This is a genomic window from Mycobacterium sp. IDUB_1 (assembly GCF_055419625.1).
Window position 1 is genome coordinate 219,222 of record NZ_JBVAYA010000006.1, and the last position, 16,713, is coordinate 235,934.

17 protein-coding genes and 1 tRNA gene are annotated in these 16,713 nt (G+C 62.4%); 6 read left to right on the forward strand and 12 right to left on the reverse strand.

Annotation, left to right across the window (positions count from 1 at the left end; translation table 11 throughout):
* Positions 1-318: 318 nt before the first annotated feature.
* From ACZYYX_RS27415 to ACZYYX_RS27450, 8 genes are all read right to left on the reverse strand, one after another.
* Entirely contained in the window at positions 319-1,179 is an 861-nt protein-coding gene (locus ACZYYX_RS27415) for a phage major capsid protein (RefSeq protein ID WP_463817972.1), read from the reverse strand.
* A 115-nt stretch (positions 1,180-1,294) separates the two neighbouring features.
* Positions 1,295-1,753, reverse strand: coding sequence for a hypothetical protein (locus ACZYYX_RS27420; RefSeq protein WP_463817973.1), 459 nt, complete (start codon positions 1,751-1,753; stop codon positions 1,295-1,297).
* Positions 1,754-3,124: a phage portal protein gene (locus ACZYYX_RS27425; RefSeq protein WP_463817974.1), complete on the reverse strand. Its 1,371-nt coding sequence runs from the start codon at positions 3,122-3,124 to the stop codon at positions 1,754-1,756.
* A 17-nt stretch (positions 3,125-3,141) separates the two neighbouring features.
* Positions 3,142-4,608, reverse strand: a complete 1,467-nt coding sequence (locus ACZYYX_RS27430; protein WP_463817975.1) for a terminase TerL endonuclease subunit — start codon at positions 4,606-4,608, stop codon at positions 3,142-3,144.
* A 1,501-nt stretch (positions 4,609-6,109) separates the two neighbouring features.
* A complete protein-coding gene (locus ACZYYX_RS27435) occupies positions 6,110-6,487 on the reverse strand; it encodes an HNH endonuclease (protein ID WP_463817976.1) in 378 nt (125 codons plus the stop codon).
* Between the two features lie 216 nt (positions 6,488-6,703).
* Entirely contained in the window at positions 6,704-6,910 is a 207-nt protein-coding gene (locus ACZYYX_RS27440) for a hypothetical protein (protein WP_463817977.1), read from the reverse strand.
* Between the two features lie 351 nt (positions 6,911-7,261).
* Positions 7,262-7,852: an HNH endonuclease family protein gene (locus ACZYYX_RS27445; protein WP_463817978.1), complete on the reverse strand. Its 591-nt coding sequence runs from the start codon at positions 7,850-7,852 to the stop codon at positions 7,262-7,264.
* An 82-nt stretch (positions 7,853-7,934) separates the two neighbouring features.
* Positions 7,935-8,099 carry a helix-turn-helix transcriptional regulator gene (locus tag ACZYYX_RS27450; protein WP_463817979.1) on the reverse strand — a complete coding sequence of 55 codons (165 nt, stop codon included), beginning with the start codon at positions 8,097-8,099 and terminating at the stop codon, positions 7,935-7,937.
* Between the two features lie 217 nt (positions 8,100-8,316).
* Between ACZYYX_RS27450 and ACZYYX_RS27455 the strand changes: the two genes are divergently transcribed.
* The 6 genes from ACZYYX_RS27455 to ACZYYX_RS27480 all read left to right on the forward strand — a co-directional run bounded on the left by ACZYYX_RS27455 (position 8,317) and on the right by ACZYYX_RS27480 (position 11,822).
* Positions 8,317-9,498, forward strand: coding sequence for a tyrosine-type recombinase/integrase (locus tag ACZYYX_RS27455; protein WP_463817980.1), 1,182 nt, complete (start codon positions 8,317-8,319; stop codon positions 9,496-9,498).
* A tRNA-Ser gene (locus ACZYYX_RS27460) sits at positions 9,460-9,547 on the forward strand. The genes ACZYYX_RS27455 and ACZYYX_RS27460 overlap by 39 nt, the downstream gene beginning before the upstream one ends.
* 30 nt (positions 9,548-9,577) lie before the next feature.
* On the forward strand, positions 9,578-9,922 hold the full coding sequence (locus tag ACZYYX_RS27465; RefSeq protein ID WP_463817981.1) for a DMT family transporter: 345 nt from the start codon (positions 9,578-9,580) through the stop codon (positions 9,920-9,922).
* Complete coding sequence (locus ACZYYX_RS27470; RefSeq protein WP_463817982.1) at positions 9,922-10,242, forward strand: DMT family transporter; 321 nt, start codon at positions 9,922-9,924, stop codon at positions 10,240-10,242. Before ACZYYX_RS27465 ends, ACZYYX_RS27470 begins: the two co-directional genes overlap by 1 nt.
* A gap of 166 nt (positions 10,243-10,408) precedes the next feature.
* The gene (locus ACZYYX_RS27475) at positions 10,409-11,155 is read left to right on the forward strand and encodes a cutinase family protein (protein ID WP_463817983.1); all 747 of its coding nucleotides are present in this window, start codon (positions 10,409-10,411) and stop codon (positions 11,153-11,155) included.
* Between the two features lie 223 nt (positions 11,156-11,378).
* On the forward strand, positions 11,379-11,822 hold the full coding sequence (locus ACZYYX_RS27480) for a universal stress protein (protein WP_221361050.1): 444 nt from the start codon (positions 11,379-11,381) through the stop codon (positions 11,820-11,822).
* Positions 11,823-11,885: 63 nt separating this feature from the next.
* Here ACZYYX_RS27480 and ACZYYX_RS27485 read toward each other — a convergent pair whose 3' ends face one another.
* From ACZYYX_RS27485 to ACZYYX_RS27500, 4 genes are read right to left on the reverse strand one after another with little or no spacing between them, the layout of a single operon-like run.
* Positions 11,886-12,779, reverse strand: a complete 894-nt coding sequence (locus tag ACZYYX_RS27485; protein ID WP_463817984.1) for a fructose bisphosphate aldolase — start codon at positions 12,777-12,779, stop codon at positions 11,886-11,888.
* Positions 12,780-12,826: 47 nt separating this feature from the next.
* On the reverse strand, positions 12,827-13,825 hold the full coding sequence (locus ACZYYX_RS27490; protein ID WP_463817985.1) for an FAD binding domain-containing protein: 999 nt from the start codon (positions 13,823-13,825) through the stop codon (positions 12,827-12,829).
* A complete protein-coding gene (locus ACZYYX_RS27495) occupies positions 13,822-14,403 on the reverse strand; it encodes a (2Fe-2S)-binding protein (protein WP_463817986.1) in 582 nt (193 codons plus the stop codon). The genes ACZYYX_RS27490 and ACZYYX_RS27495 overlap by 4 nt, the downstream gene beginning before the upstream one ends.
* A complete protein-coding gene (locus ACZYYX_RS27500; protein WP_463817987.1) occupies positions 14,400-16,652 on the reverse strand; it encodes a xanthine dehydrogenase family protein molybdopterin-binding subunit in 2,253 nt (750 codons plus the stop codon). The genes ACZYYX_RS27495 and ACZYYX_RS27500 overlap by 4 nt, the downstream gene beginning before the upstream one ends.
* Between the last annotated feature and the right edge of the window lie 61 nt (positions 16,653-16,713).

A 16,713-nucleotide genomic window follows, 5' to 3' on the forward strand; every position in this document is an offset into this window, starting at 1 on the left:
AGCGTGCCCGCTCCCGATACCGATTAAGGACATACAACTCACTGACGGTCCAACCTTCAAAGCCGGGCCGGTAAGACACGCTGAACGGCCCCATCTGCTTCTGTGCCGTGATCTGTGACGGGTCGGTAACGAGCCGGGCGGCAGCGGACAGGATCACGGCCCGAACGTCGTCGTTCGGTTCCCCTGCCGTGAATCCCCGCCCCCTGGTGTAGCCCTTAGCCATTGCGCTGACGATGCTCAGAACAGCAGTAGCTTGCCCGGCGTCAACCTCGCGCCCCGTAAACGCCGTCAGATCAGTGGCTGTCGGCGCTGCCATGATTAAGCGCTCGGCGTCAGCACCGTGACAGCCTTGGGCTGCAACAGCGCCACGTCGAAACGCGTCGTCACGCGGATAGCCTGCGTGTCGTAGTTCGCTAGCGTGTCTTTCGCCAGGTAGACCTCAGAGTCGTTGTCACGGATGACGGCGACCTTGGAGAAATCGACCAGCGCCACGCGCGCCTTACCCGACACGTTCGGAATGTGGTTCGTGATGATCACGGGCAGGCCAAGCAGTTGGAAGCTCGTTCCGTTCTGGACCGTCTGCGGGTCAATCACATACCGCGCATCGCTCGCGCCAACCTTGATCTTGCGGAACGCGGCGAACGATGCCGGGGTCATCACCCAGTGCGTCGGGCTCACGAAATTGCCCTGAGCCGTCGCGAGCGCGTCAATCAGCGAATCCACGTCAGTGACATCGAGGACGCCGTTAACGATGCCGGTCTGCTTAAGGATGCCCTTGATCGTGTTCGATGTGCCCGCGCCGTCCCACAGCGCAGCGTCAAGCGCGTTAGCAACGTCGGTGACCAGACGCGTCTTAAGCACCGCGTCCAAGCCCTTGACGGCGCTGCCGCGCAGAAGCTCGTTCGACACAGGTAGCCACACCTTGATTCCTTGCAGCGTGGACGGTAGCGCGGTCACTTCATCGAATGTGACCGAACCATCCGAAATGAGCTGACCCTCGCCCACGAATCCGGCAGTCGTGCCCGACACGATGCGCGGAATGCGCACCTGCTGATTGCTGTCAATGATCTGCGGACCCGCCGCGAGAAAGGTGGACTGCTGCTCAAGAGGGGTGACAAGAATTTCTTGCACCTGAGACGCGAGCAGCGTGGTATTACTCGATGTAGTTTCAATTGCCATATTCAGTTGTTCCTTTGCGTATCAAGCTTTTATGTGGTCAATCGCCCGCCACCAGGACAGGCTTAGGAAAGGTGTGCGCACCTGGCGCACGATGGGGTTTAGCGCGTCGAGCGCCTTAGCCGCGCATGAGGCCGAGCAAGCTGACTTCGCCGCTGTCGGCGCTGCCACGGTTACCCTGTCCGGCGTCGCCGCTAGCCTTAACAGCCTTAAGGTAGGGCTTAGCTTCCGTTAGCTTGTCGATTGCGGCGCTGAGCTTTTCGGGGTCGGTTAGGTGCTCCGGGTCATACGGAAGCATCTCGGGATCGACGAGCCTGCCGGTAGCGGACACAAGGGCCGTGTGGACCTTCCGTGCTAGCGCCTCGGTTTCCTTGGCTTTGACGCGTGCGGCCGCATTCTCTTTCCGCAACCGCTGAATAGTTGCCTCGGCCTTATCGGTGTCTAGCTGTCCCTCTGACGTCTCATTTTCGTTATCGGCACCCTCGACGTCATCGGTGGGGTTTTCGTCGCCCTCCGGGCCGTCCTGCGGCCCATTCTGTGAATCGTCGGACACCTGGCCCGCATCAATCTCACTCATTTATGCAACTTCCTTAATTCCATCCGTCATGCGCTTCCCCTGATTGCCGTAGAACACGCCCATGCTGGATTCGTTTTGTTCTTCCTCGGCGCGTTCGGCCGCAATCTGAGCGATTTCCTCAGCCGTGTAGCCAAGCCTGCGCAGGGCGGCTGACTTGCTCAGAAATCCGGCCTGCACGCCTTTGGTCACAGCGTCCATTTCCGCAGCGACGGACGTAGACGACGGGTCACGCCACTGCACTTTCGCGTTTACCGATTCAACGGACACAGCACTGCGGACAGCGACCATCAGCCGCGCCACCTGTTCCCACGACCTGCCGAATACGGCTTGCCGCTGCTCGGCGCGCGCCGTCAGTGCGCTCTCGGCTGCCCGGATCGCTTCGCTGCTGGACGGGTTCTCGGTCGTGATGCCGACCATGTGCGCGGGAAGCGCTGATACCGCCATGATCTGTTGCAGCCAGATACGAACCGACGTTTCAAACCCCTTGAGGTCCGCGCCGTCGAGCTGGCCGAACTTCGTCGTTTCCTTCTCCGACCACATGGTGCGGTAACCCTCCGGAATGGGGTTCACGGTGTCCATGACCGGGTTGCCGTCGTTATCAAGTACCGGCGTGCCATCCGGGTTGAGCCGTGGCACTTCCGCTAGGTCGATACCGGTCACGTACCGGCGCGGGCGGGCGGTGAACTCCTGTGCCACCGCTAGATCAGCGAGCGTCTTATTCAGCCCGTCTACAAGTGGAATGAGGTCGTCAATCTCAGAGCGGCCACAGCCCAAAATGCGGTCCTGGTTGCAGAATCCGACGACCGGTACGGCGCGTAAACCGTGCTCGATGGTTTCGACAAGCTCGAAAGCCGTAGACGCCGCACCCGCAGTGTGTGCCCGCCACCGTTCGATCCGGTCGGGCAGATACACAACGGCCCACGTCTCGCCCTTGGCCTTATCGGCCCACCGTTTGACGGCACTCGTAATCCCACGCGTGGCCGGATCACGGATCGCCGCGACCTGCTGCGGGCTTTCCACCGTCACTAGGGGAGCGCCGTCCGGGCGCGCCCACACGATCACGTAAGCGTCACCAAACGTCAGCGCCTCACGATGCAGAACGGTGCTGGTTTGGTCCAGGTCGTTATCGAGCCAATCGGCCCACACGTCGGCACCGCGAAAACCGGTGACCTTGAGGCGCTCAGCCAAGCTCGACACGCTCAGGCCGGGAATGTTGCTCGCGATGAGGTCGAACGCTGGCAGCGCGATCCGCGCCTCAGCGCTTAGGTAAGCAAGCCGCTGCTTACCCTTGGCGTAGCGGTCAAGCTCCGTGTATCGGTGCTGCGGAGCGTCGAGCGTCTTAAGCAACTCGACGAGAAGATCAGAACTCATATTCAGTTGTTGTCTTTCTACGCGCCGCCGTAGCGTTTGCGTGGTTTCTGTTGGGCCGCAAGCCAAGTAGCCCGGCTATGCGCCATCATCAGTGCCGTAGCAAGGTCAATCTTCGGCGCGCTGCGAGACCGGCTGCCGTGCTTAGCAATGCGGATGCCCTTGTCTGATTCCTTGACCGTGGCGTTAAGAACGTGCCTCGTCAGGTCCTCGTCGCCCGAATGCGTAAACAACCCCGCCATCGCTGAACTATGCAGATCGTTGGTCGCCGCTGTCTGCCGGACAGGACTCTGCGCATAGGCCACCATCGGTAAGCCCTCAGCCTCAAGCACATGCGCTGAACGCGTGAAGTACGCAGGATCGAAAGCGACCTCACGGACCTTGTACCGCTTCGTCGCGTCCCTAATGACCTCTTCAACGTCCAAGATTGGCACTTGCCAGCCGTCGTCATCGAGGGGTTTCTCCCACACGGCGAGCGTGTCGAAATGCGGTTTCGCCGCCACGGTGCCAATCACAATTGCGGTGCTGTCGTCTTTAAGGCTCGCGTCCACACCGAGGACCACCTCAGCACCGTCCGAAACGGCCTGACCGGTGCTCAAATCGTTCCAGGTGTCGCGGTCGATGAAGGGATGCTCGTTCCCTCCGACAAACTGACACAACCTGGCGCGCCGAAAGTGCGTCTCACTCATCTTCGGCGGTAATAGCGCGCGTAAGGCGTCTCGGTGCAGGTAGTCGTCCAACGCGGGATTTGCCAACTCCCAGCAGTGTTCACACGACGGCGGGTGACCCTCAAACCCGGTCGCGCTGAACTCTCGGTAGACCTGGCTCAAGTCCTCCGGGTGCTCACTGGCGTAGGCCCGCAGGCGCGCAAGCACGTTATCGTCATTGGGTCCGGGCGTGCCGATACCGATAAGCGTGGACTGTTCTCGCTTGCCCTGCGCCAGGGCGATAACTTCCCACGTCTCGGGTGCAACACGTCCTATCTCGTCCACGATTGCCAGCGAGTAGTCCAGGCCCTCAAGGCTGGCCGGTGACGCCGGGAGACATGTGAACGACGCGCCCCTTGAAGGCACTACGAGCCTGTCCTTGAACACCTGGACACGGCTGGCAAGGTCGTCGTTAAGTTCGATCATGCGGGCCGCGACGTTGAACACGATGCCCGCCTGACGCTCATCAACAGCGGCGACGATCACCGTCGCACCCTCACCGCCGGTCATCAGCTCGTAAACGCCTAACGCCGCGACCAGCGTGGACTTGCCCTGACCACGCGGCAGACACCATCCGGCAACGCGCGGCTGGGGGTCAGCATCAAGAACCGTGCCGACCAACACGCGCTGCCACTCGCGCAAACGCAGCGGAACGACTCGCCGCGACTCACGAACCGTGATGAACTTCTCGCAGAATGCTGCGAAACGCGCTGAACCGTCCGACCGTGGCCGAAACGGCAACACGCTGTCATTGACGGCCCGTTTCGGGCCAGCACGCAAGATAACCTCCTTTTACCTGCACAGAAAAGGCGTCAGCTTGTTTCCTGTTGAAATATGGGGCACGGTCGGTGAGTGGGCTGCGTCCGTGTTAACCGGAACCTCAGTACTACTGGCATATCGAATACTTCGCATTGACCGCGAGGACCGCAGGCGAGCGCAAGCCGCCTTGGTTACCTTCGCCTGCGAAAACAAATATGACCTAGAAAGTGGGAGAGAGAACGGTGCTTTCGGACAGATCTACAATTACTCAAACGCGCCGATACTTTATGTTTCCGTGAGCGTGTCGCTCAGTGCGCGCTACGTGCTCGTGACCACGCCTTCTTGGAAAGAGATAGATCGCATTAGGGAAAATCCGAGCCTCTTCGTACACAATATTACGGATGTAAGTCCCGGATCAAACGCTTCTTTACCCCCGGAGACAACTCTTGATTTTGCGTTCGACTATCCCTTTTCGGTAGATGACGGCATCACCAACTTTAGGCTCCACTTCGATGACGCGAACGGTCGTAGGTGGCAGCGCGACATATCCGGCCACCTAAAGCTGGAACGGATAGGCCTAGCGGCGAAAACGAAGTACATCCTTCACGTCTTCCGCGCCCGTCGCCAGTACCAGGCTGGTAGACGAAAGTAATCGTCTGTGCGCTGGCTGACCGAGAGGAGCGCCGGGCCGGGTCGGGGTCACCCCCTGGTCGGCTATCGTTTTCCCAGGTCACAGCGTCGGTGGACCCCTGCGGCGCTGGTTGGCACTGTGGTGGCAAAATGTCGCATTGTGACAGACCGCTTGCCCGCTGATCTTGAGCAGATACTTGAGTACATCGCCATGATGGCGCGTGGTTACGGCAACCGGATGAAGTGGAACGAGGAAGCGAAGCTCAAGTCAGACATGATGAAGGTTCGGCACCGCTGGTCGGCTGACCGTGCGCCGGTCTCATTAGTGCGTGCCCGGTGCTTGGAGCTGGGCATGACTCAGGAAGACACTGAGACCATTGTGGAGTTCCTGCGGAAGACACAGGCGGGTAGGCGCTTGGTCCCTCAACGGTCCTATAGGGATTTCAAGTTTCCACAGCCTGTTGAGTAGCCGGAGTGTTGTGTGTTTACGTCACCCCTGCGGCGTAGCGTCGCGGCTATGGAGATGGTGAAGGTTGGTGACGACGTTGTAAGGCCCGGACACGAGGTCCTTACGCCTTCCGGTTTCAAGACGGTTTGTCACATCGGTCAGACATCGGACGCGGAGACGTGGTGTTACAACTTCGTCGGCGGCGCTCACATGATCGTCAGCTCATGCGACACGGTGTCTGTTTTTCGCGGTAGCCAGTCCACGCGGCCCGAGGACCAGTAGTCCCGCGATGGTCAGCGGGATTAACCCTTGGGTTACAACGGGGCGGCGCTGCGACTTGTGTGGCCGGTACATGCTGGAAAGCGATTCCAACGTGCAGCCGGTGACTAGTACGCGGTGTCCCTCACCCGACTGCGCCAACCACCGCATCCGACCCAGTAGCTACTACGACGTTGCCGAGGACTGACGACGGCTCAACCGTTTAGCGATGGAGTCGAGCACCTGTTGCCGTTCCTTATCGGTGCATCGGTTCCCGCGCGCTGCGTTGCATGAGCGGCAAAGGACCCGGCAGTTAAGTTCCTCGTGCGCAAGGTCCGGTCGCTCGGTCAGCGGTATCACATGATCGACGGTCAAATCTGTTATAGCTAAGCACAATTCACAGAAGGGACTTAGTCGCCTTAGCTTCTGGCTTAGCTTGCGCCACCGCCAGTCCGTCGCGGTCCTGCCCTTCGTGCCGGGCGCAAGCACCCGCTTGGGTGCGCAAGGTCGGCATCGGCTGCCCTTCACTATCAGCACACCGCAACCTAAGCAGGGCCGTTGCATTACCAGCCGTAGCGCTCAGCGGTGATAGCGCGGTGCTCAATCATGGTCGGTTGTCCTGTTCTACAAGGTCGATCATCGCGTCAGCGACAGCCACGGCCTCGTCCAAGCGAAACACCAGAACGTGCGTGAAACCGTTGTCAGCGCGTCGGCTGACTCTGATCCGGTTGCTCTCGCGCTTAACTGTGTAGGGCTGCCCGAACGCAGCGGGGACGGTGGTCACTTGCGCGTAATTGGGTAGCGCATGAGCGGTGGCCGCATACGCGCAGCTGCTTTAGCGGGCGCAATTGCCCCGGTGTTAACGGGCTTTAGCGTCGCGTTTAGCGCCGTGCGGAGTGTGTCGGCTTCTGCATCTGTCAGGCCCGCGATCACCTGGCCGTTGTTGGCAATAGTGAAGCCGTCGTTTCCGTCGATGACCACAATCACGGTTCCCCCTTCTGTGGTTAATGTGCAATTAGCCCGGCTCCTGGCATTTAAGCCGGGAGCCGGGCAAGCACGGTCAAAGTTTGAGTTAGGCCGCGTAAGCGGGCAGTCCCTGACTTATGCGTACATCGTTTGCGAACATCATCAGCAGCTTCGCCATCGCCGCTGCGTCGGTAGCCGACAGGGGAAGCGTGAAGCGGCCCTGCTTATCCTGTGCCTGAATGCCTATCATCGGCACACTAGGGTCGCCGCTGACACGCCCCGGAATGACCCGTAGGAACGTTGGCTCAATGGTGTACTCAGGCAACGTTTCTCGCGCCATCGGACTATCTCCTATCTGTGTATGGTGGCCGCTCAAGCTGCGGCCCTCTTGCTCTCAGTCGGCGTCCAACCCGGCAGGCTGTCAGAACCCGTGAATCTCGGCTCGTCGCGGCGCGACGGCGAGAACGGAAACGCACCAGGCGGCTTCCTGCGAACCACAAGCCCGTTCGGGCGCAGCATTCTCAATGCATCCCTCGCAGCAGCGACCTGGAAGTACTCCGGATCAGCGCGCCATGTCAGGTTGTCGCGCCGACAGTTGAGCAGGTCGCCGTCTAGGTGGTGAACGAGCATCCCGTTAGAGACGCACCGATTAGGCGACTCGGCGGGTTGATCGCCGGGCCACGACATCATCGTCTGGATGCGCGGCCAGCCGAGGAACGCGTAAGCGACCACTTCGTCCAGGAAGACTTGACCATGCGATTCGTAGGCCGGTAACAGGTTTCCGTAGTAGTTGTCACCAAGCGCCACAATTGGCATCCCGTTTCGAATCTGTGGCTGCACTTTGCGCATGTTCCTGTAAAGGAATCCGTAGCCGTTGATTTGCCATCCGTCCGCGCCCCAGACTTCCCGGCGCTCCCGCAATTCGGTAGGAGTAGCGGACTGGTTGGGCTGCAAAGGTGACACTTCGGAGAGCGTATTTTTACCCTTTAAAACAAGAGTATCAGTAGCCCCCCTGGATTTGCATATTTGCAAACTGGGCATGGCGCTAGCTGTCCGCAAACTGCTGTTCAACCCAGTTGTTCACGTCGGATCGACGATAACGCAACTCTTTACCGATGCGCGCAGCCTTCGGCCCCTTGCCGATCTGCTTCCAGTAGTAAGCGGTGGAGGTCGGAATGTTCAATTCGGCGCACAAATCGGCGACCGTCATCAACTGTGACATTTTAGGTGAATCTGTGATCTTTAGGTGTCGCGCCGGTCGCGACATTCCAGCCGGTGCCCCGTCCCTTTAACGGTCACTTGTGAATAGCACCTTCCGTTGGCAACTGTACGAACGAAGTGCTTCAAATCGAAGCGATACGGCGTCCGATTTCGAGACGGCGCGTCCCGGCTACTCGACACGGGTTCTGTGTGTACCGTCTTCCGGTATGCGTGAACCCGGTGTGAAGCTTCAAGACCTCTGGTATTCCCAGACCAACGGCAGGCCCGACCTCAGTCGCCCGACCGCCCGAAAGGGTAGGGGGAAGCGGTACCGGGTCACCGTCATACATCCCAGCGGCAAGATCGAGACTGCGCACTTCGCCCTCAAGAGAGACGCTGAGGCGCGCCAAAAGGAGGAGTCGGCCAAGCTGGTCACCGGCACCTATGCGTCCCGCAAGGCAGGTCGCGTGACCTTCGCTGAGATCGCTGAACAGTGGTACGAATCGAAGGCCGTCAAGGTGAAAGCGGGAACGCTCGACAATTATCGGAGCTTGCTGGACACACACGTCCTGCCCCAGTGGGGAGCTACGGCGGTGGGGGAGATCGACTGGCAGAGCATCCAAAAATGGGTCAACGCTCTCAATAAGGCCAAGCCGTCTAACCGTGGGGGCACGCTCTCGGCTTCGCGGGTCGTGCAGGCGTATCACGTGCTACGCGGCGTTCTGGACTACGCGGTGCGCGCCCGCCTGATATCGGGTAATCCAGCGACCAGCGTTGATTTGCCACGCAAGGCAAGGGCCGATAAGCGATACCTGACGCACCAAGAGTTGGCCGACCTTGCTTCCGGTTGCGGAGAGCTGGACGCCCTAGTGCTTGTGCTGGGCTATTGCGGCCCCCGGTGGGGTGAAGTCATCGCGCTAAACGTCGGCGACGTGGACTTTGATCGGGGACGTATAGACATCACAAAGGCGGTTGAGAAAGACCGCAAAGGCAGTTACAACCGTCTCGGCACCACCAAGAATCACGAGACGCGTTCGGTGCCGGTGCCCAAGCCGGTGCTCGATGTGCTAGCTGACCGTGCAGAGGGCCGGAAACCTGGTTGGCTGCTGTTTCCCGGCAAGGGTGGTTACCTACAACCGGGTGAATTTCGGCGCGGTTGGTTCGATGCGGCAGCCGAGGACATCGGCCATGCGGGTCTGACACCGCACGAATTGCGGCATACCACCGCAAGCCTTGCGATCAGGTCGCATGCGCGCGCCTCAATCAAGACAGTGCAGCGACTGCTAGGGCATGCCACGGCCACGATGACACTTGATCAGTACGGCCACCTTTACGAAGATGACCTGGACGACGTGGCGGCGCAGCTTGGGGCGGAGTGTGTGTACCCAGTGCGTACCCGTGAGGCGTAATAGCCCGCTGAGCTGTTCCTTTACACGGGTTCGAATCCCGTCATCCGCTCGCACCGGTACCCGGGTACCTTGAGTCCTCGTGACGTGGCTTCTCCTGCTCTGCGCCATCGTCAGCGAGGTCGCCGCCACGTTGTCGCTGAAAGGCGCGGTCGCCACGCCCGCGCTCTACGTCGTCGTGGTCGGCGGCTACTTCGCCTCGTTCGTGTTCCTCACGCTCGTCCTCAAACGCGGTATGGGACTAGGGGTGGCCTACGGCATCTGGGGGGCGATCGGGGTTGCGTTGACCGCGATCCTGTCGTCGATCGTCTTCGGTGAGGCGTTCACCGTGCTGATGGGCATCGGCATGGGGTGCATCATCGCCGGCGTGCTCCTGGTCGAGATGGGCGCGCGTCACGCCGAGGACTCCGCGGACGGTGCGCCGTAGTGCAGTACGTGCTGTTGATGGGGGCCATCGCGTCGGAGGTCACCGGCACCCTGGCGTTACGGGTGGCCGCCGGAGGCCGTCGCGCCTTCTACGGCGTCGTGCTCATCGGCTATGTCGTCGCGTTCACCATGCTGTCCGCGTCGTTGCAGCACGGCATGCCGCTCGGTGTCGCCTACGGCATCTGGGCCGCGGCGGGGGTGGCTCTGACCGCTGCGGCGTCGCGCATCCTGTTCCGCGAGCCGCTCACGCCCACCATGCTCACCGGAATGGGTTTGATCGTGGCTGGTGTGCTGCTCGTCGAGCTCGGCGCCGCCCACTGAGCTCGACATCCCGGGGGATTCGCTATCCACATAGCGAAAAGGTGATTGTGAATTGCAGCACGTCACAACGCTTTATGGCGCAGCTGCGACACAGTTCGGCAACACATCGATCACCATTGAGTTGCCGAACTCGCTATGTTTGCTGAAACTGTGACACGGTGATCGCGTGAGCACTCGCCAGGCAGCTCGTGCGCTCGGGATTGCGGTCACCAGCGTGTTGGCGCTGTGTGCCTTGTCCGTTCGTGCACCCGTCGCTGCGGCGGCCTCGTGCCCGGACGTCGAAGTCGTCTTCGCGCGGGGCACCAGCGACAAGCCGGGATTCGGCCCGGTCGGTACGCTCTTCGTCAAATCCCTGCAGAAGAAGTTGAGCACCAAGAAGATCGAGGCCTACGCGGTCGACTACTCCGCCAGCTGGGACTTCTCGAAGTCGACATCCGAAGGTGCAGTCGACGCCAACAAGCACGTCCAGTACATCGCCGGTATCTGTCCTCAGACCAAGATCGTGCTCGGCGGAATCTCCCAGGGCGCCGGGGTGATCGACCTCATCACCATCGGGAAGAAGAAGCTGTGGTTCTTCACGCCCTCACCGCTGCCCGACGCGATGGTCAGTCACGTCTCGGCGATCGCGGTCTTCGGCAACCCGTCACGCGACTACGCCAACCTCGGTCCGCTGACCACGTTGAGTCCGCTCTACGGCAGCAAGACGATCGACCTCTGCGCGACCAACGATCCCTATTGCTCCAAAGGGTTCGACATGTTCGCCCACTATTCCTACATGTGGAACGGGATGATCGACGAGGCCGCGACATTCGCTGCGCGGCGTGTCGTCGGCCTCGCCGTCGACACCAAATTGTCTGCGCAGCAGGATGTTCCCGCGGCCGAGTACACACCTGCGGCAGGACCTGGCGGTTGATCCGCTGCCGCGGACGAGGCGCACCCGCGCCCGTGCACCCTGATGCCATGTCGGCCAGGTCACGCCGCCACCCCCGAGGTGACGTTGCCAGCGCACGGCAGCGCCGATCCTGGGCAAATGGCGCACCGGTGTCGTGATTCGCACCCATGTTCGCCGGATACCGGGTTACTGTCACGATTGGCCTGGGAATGGCAGAGCAGCAACTCACATCGGGAGGATTTGAATGAGCGCCTACCAAACCGTGGTGGTCGGCACGGACGGTTCGGACTCTTCGTTGCGCGCGGTGGATCGTGCCGGCCAGATCGCGGCCGGCGCGGGCGCCAAACTGATCGTCTCGACGGCGTACTTCCCTCAGGGCGAGGACCAGCGCGCCGCGGACCTGCTCAAGGACGAGGGGTACAAGATGTCCGGCAATGCCCCGATCTACGCGATCCTGCGTGAGGCGCGGGACCGGGCGAAGGCCGCTGGCGCCGAGAACATCGAGGAGAAGGCCGTTGTCGGCGCTCCGGTGGATGCGCTGGTCGATCTCGTCGAGGAAGTGGGCGCCGACCTGCTCGTCGTCGGCAATGTCGGACTGAGCACCATCGCCGGCCGACTGCTCGGATCGGTGCCGGCCAACGTCGCCCGCCGGGCGAAGTCCGACGTGCTGATCGTCCACACGTCCTGACGTCCGAACGACAACGAACCCTGGGTCGGAGAACCGACCCAGGGTTTCGTCACGCCGTGGTGCTCAGGTTGCGGATGCTTTGGCGATCGCGGTGATGGCCGCGTCCAGCGTCGCGTTGAACTCGTCGTCGCTCTGCTGCGCGGTCAACCCCTCGGTCAAAGCGCGCGAGAAGCTCGCGATCACACCGTGGTTCGCTGCGAGCTTGTCACAGGCCTCGTCGCGGTCGTAACCGCCGGACAGCGCGACCACTCGCAGCACCTTCGGGTGGTCGACGAGTTCGCGGTACAGGTCGTCGACGCTGGGCAGTGTCAGCTTCAGCATCACCGCCTCGTCGAGGCCGTCGAGGGCCGCCAGCAGCGCGGCCTTCAGCTGATCCTCGGCCTCGGCCTTCTGGGGGCTGTGGATGTCCACCTCGGGCTCGATGATCGGCACCAGACCGGTGGCGAGGATCTGCCTGCCGACCTCGAACTGCTGGTCGACCACGGCCTGCAGACCGGCGCCGGGTGCCTTGATGACCGAGCGCATCTTGGTCCCGAAGACGCCCTTGTCGCGGGCACGGGCGAGCAGATCGTCCAACCCGGGGATCGGCTTCATCACCTGCGCGCCGTCCTGCTCGTCGGCCAGACCCTTGTCCACCTTCAGGAACGGCACGATGTTCTTGACGTTCCACAGGTAGTCCGCCGTGGGCCTGCCCTCGACGTCGCGGTCCATCGTGTCCTCGAAGAGGATCGCGCCCAGGATGCGGTCGCCGTCGAAACTCGGGCTGGTGATGATGCGGGTCCGCATCTCGTGGACGAGATCGAACATCTGCGCGTCACCGGAGTAGGCGTCTTCGTCGATGCCGTACAGCTTCAGCGCCTTGGGGGTGCTGCCGCCGCTCTGGTCGAGGGCTGCGATGAAGCCGGCGCCACGCTGCACCTTGGAGAATTGTTCGGCGGTGTGCTGATCGGTGTTCATGTTCGTAGGTTCTAACACGTGCGCTGCTGCGGGGAAAGGAACCGGTCTCAGGCCCCGGTACCGCGGTCGACTGCGGCCAGGGTGAGCGCCTTGACCACGCTGTGGCGGCCCAGGTCGATCTTGAATCCGTTCTGACTGAGTGGCTGCGCGCCGGTCATCGCGAGCTGCGCTGCGGCGTGAAAAGTCTCTGCTGTAGGCGCCTGCCCGATCAGGCTGGCTTCGGCGTCATGCAACCGCCAGGGCTTCGCGGCCACACCACCCAAGGCGAGCCCTGCTGACACGATGCGATCGTTGTCGAGGTGAAGACCAACGGCGACGGACACGAGCGCGAACGCGTAACTGTGGCGATCGCGCACCTTGAGGTACCAGGAGTTGTCGCAGAATCTGGAGGGCGGCAGCTCGACGCCGAGGATCAGATCGTGCGGCTGCAGCGTGTTGTCGGTCTCGGGCGTCCCGCCGGGTAGAGCGAAGAATTCGTTGATCGGAACGGTTCGTCGGCCCGTCGAATTCTGCACGTGCACTTGTGCGTCGAGGATTTCCAGTGCCACGGCCATGTCGGAGGGATGGATCGCCACGCATCCGTCGCTGGCGCCGAATATCGCGTGTTCCCGGTTGAATCCGTGTCGCGCAGCACAGCCGGTGCCGGGGTTGCGTTTGTTGCACGCCGTGAAGGCTGTCTGCATGAAGTACGGACATCGCGTGCGCTGCAACAAGTTTCCACCAACCGTGGCCATGTTGCGCAATTGGGTGGTGGCGCCGCTGAGGATCGCGTGGGACAGCACGGGGTACTGCGTCCGGATGAGCGGGTGGTTGGCCACGACGCTGTTCGTGACGCTTGCCTCGATGAAGACGCCTCCGATGTCGGTCTCCGAGACGGACGTGAGGCCGAGGCGCCGAAGATCGATCAGCGCCTCGGGCTGTTCGACGCCTCCCTTCATCAGGTCGATGAGGTTCGTCCCTCCGGCGAGATACTTCGCCCCCGTGGTGGTGGCGGCGTCGATGGCGTCGGCGACGGAGGTGGCGTGGCGAAACTGAAAGGTCTTCACAGGTGCCGCTCCTGGGCCACCGTCTGGATCGCCGCCACGATGTTGGCGTACGCGCCGCACCGACAGATGTTGCCCGCCATCCGTTCTCGTATCTCCGGCGTCGTCAGCCTGCGACATCCGGCGATCACATCGTTGCGAGTGCCCTCGAAGGTGCTCGTGCTGATGTCTCCGCGCTGGTGCTCCGCCAACATCGCGTGGGCTGACGAGATCTGACCGGGTGTGCAGTATCCGCACTGGAATCCGTCGCAGTCGAGCATGGCTTGCTGGACTGGATGCAGTTGGTTTCCGTCTGCGATTCCTTCGATGGTGAGGACATCGGCCCCGTCGATCGATGCCGCCAGTGTGAGGCAGCTGACGACCCGCTCACCGTTCACTGCCACTGTGCAGGCCCCGCACAGCCCATGGTCGCAGCCCTTTTTGGTGCCGGTGAGGTGGAGTCGCTCCCGAAGCAGGTCCAGCAGGGTCGATCGGGGGTCGACAGTGATTCGATGGAGGTCGCCGTTGATGCGCAGTTCCAGGCGGTAGCCGCGCTGGCGGTCTGGCCCACCGTGCCCGGTGTCGGCGTCGCTGGTCGTCACGAGGTGGCGTTCGGCGGCTGGTAGGGGCGCATGAGGTCCTCCAGAGTGATCGGCAGGTGACGCAGCCTCGTGCCGGTGGCGTGGTAGATGGCATTCGCGATCGCAGCCGGCACCCCGCAGGTACCGATCTCGCCGATGCCCCGCACGCCGATCGGATCGAGCCCGTAGTCGGGCTTGTCGATGAAGGAGATATCGAATTCTGGGCGATCGGCGTGGGTCGGTAGGTAGTACTCCCCGATGGGAAGCGCGGTCGTTTCGTCGTGCGGGACCTGCTCGAGGAGCGCCATGCCGAGCCCGAAGGTGATGCCTCCCATCACCTGGTTTCGGGCCAGTTTCGGGTTGAGCACCCGACCGCAGTCCATGACGGCGACCCACCGGGTGACGCTTGCTCGTCCGATCTGCTCGTCGACTTCGACTTCGCAGAAGTGAGCACCGAACGACTGGAACGCTTCTGCCCGCTGCTCGCCCTCGTCGCTGGTGATGTCGAAGCTCAGTGTGTCGCGATAGGCGGCGGCTGTTTCCGGAGCCAAGGCGCTGATGTCGACAGAGGAGGGTTCGCAGCCATGGAACGGCGAGAACTGGTCACGGACCACCGCGTCGGCGAATCGGCGTTTCCACTCCGCGGCGGCCGCGAAGACGGCAGAACCGACTGTGGCCGTGGTCTGGGATGCGCCGCTGTAGGGGGCCGCCGGGAACAGCGAGTCGCCAGACAGGAAAGTCACCCGGGACATCGGCAGTCCGGTGGTGTCGGCGGCGACCTGCGTCATCACGGTGCGCACGCCGTTGCCGACTTCGTGGGTGGCCGATGAGAATCGCACGCTGCCCTGCGCGTCGGTCTCCACGCGACATCCCGCGGGCATCCGACGACCAGGGTAGGTGGCGGTCGCCATACCCCAACCGACGTGAATGCCGTTGCGGCGCATCGCCCGCCGGGTCAGTGGCCGATCGTTCCAGCCGAACCGACGTGCACCGTCGTGGTAGCACTCGAGCAGGTGCTTGCCCGACCAGGGTTTACCGCTCGCCTGATCGATGTCTGCGTGGTTGCGGACGCGCAGGTCGAGCGGGTCCATGCCGAGTCTCTCGGCCAGTTCGTCGATCGCGGACTCGAGCGCGAACAATCCCGGCGCCTCGCCCGGGCCGCGCATGAAACACGGTGTGGGCGAGTTGATTCGCGCGGCGCGATGGGAGACGACCAGGCTGGGGGAGGAGTACAAGAAACGGGTGGAAAGGCCGGCTGGCTCGCAGAAGTGGGCGACAGTGGACGTCTCGGTCAACGTGTGATGCTCGGTGCCGAGGATCGAACCGCCGGTGTCGGCGATCAGTGACAGGTCCTGGTAGGTCCGGGGACGATGCCCCGTCGAGGTGAACATCTGGTCCCGCGTGAGCACGACCTTCACCGGCCGATCCACGGCTCGCGCAGCGACCGCGCACAACACCACGTGCATCCACAGGAAACTCTTCGACCCGAAGGCGCCGCCCACCAGTGGTGCGACGATGCGGATGCGATCCTCCGGCATGTCGAGGTAAGCGGCCAATGCGGTCCGCTCGCCGGCGATCCACCGGGTGCTGTCGTGAACGTCGAGGTGGTCGCCATCCCAGTGGGCGATGGTCGCCGAGAGTTCGATGGGGTAGTGCGCATTCGTCGGTGTCGTGTAGTGCGCGTCGATGCGGATCGTGTCCGGGCCTGCGGACGGGGGCTGGCCCCGGTGGTCTTGCAGCTTCTCCTCGTGCAGTTTCACGAAGTGATCGGGAAGGTAGCTGCCGTGACGGATCTGGCCGTCCTTCTCGTCGGGCGCGGTCGGCTGCTCCACGACGGCGTGGGCGTTCAATTGCGCTGGTGCCGTTTCGTAGTTCACGGTGAACAGCGATGCGGCGGCGACGGCGTTCTCCAGGGTGTCCGCCACCACCATGGCCAGATGTTGGCCCACGTGTTGAACGGTGAGATCCGAGAGCGGCGGACGTCGCTCCAGCGGCAGATCGAAAGTCAGGTCCCGCGGCAAGGCACGCAGATGCGGGCAGTTCAGGGGCGTCAGGACATGCAGTACGCCCGGTGCACCACCGACCACGACGGCGGCGGTTCGCAGAGATTCTTCGGTGACGCGGCCGTGCGGGATCTCGGTCTGCACCAACACCGCGTGCGCGAGTTCAGGGAGGACGACGTCGGCGGTGTACTGGGCTTTGCCGGTCACTTTGTCGAAGCCTTCGACGCGGCTGATGGGCCGTCCCATGGCCTCTGGTGCCGTCGTCATCACGCTGCCCTTCCTGACTAGCCTCAGCCAACCAGCCTGAACGTAGGGGGTGTGGCAGGTC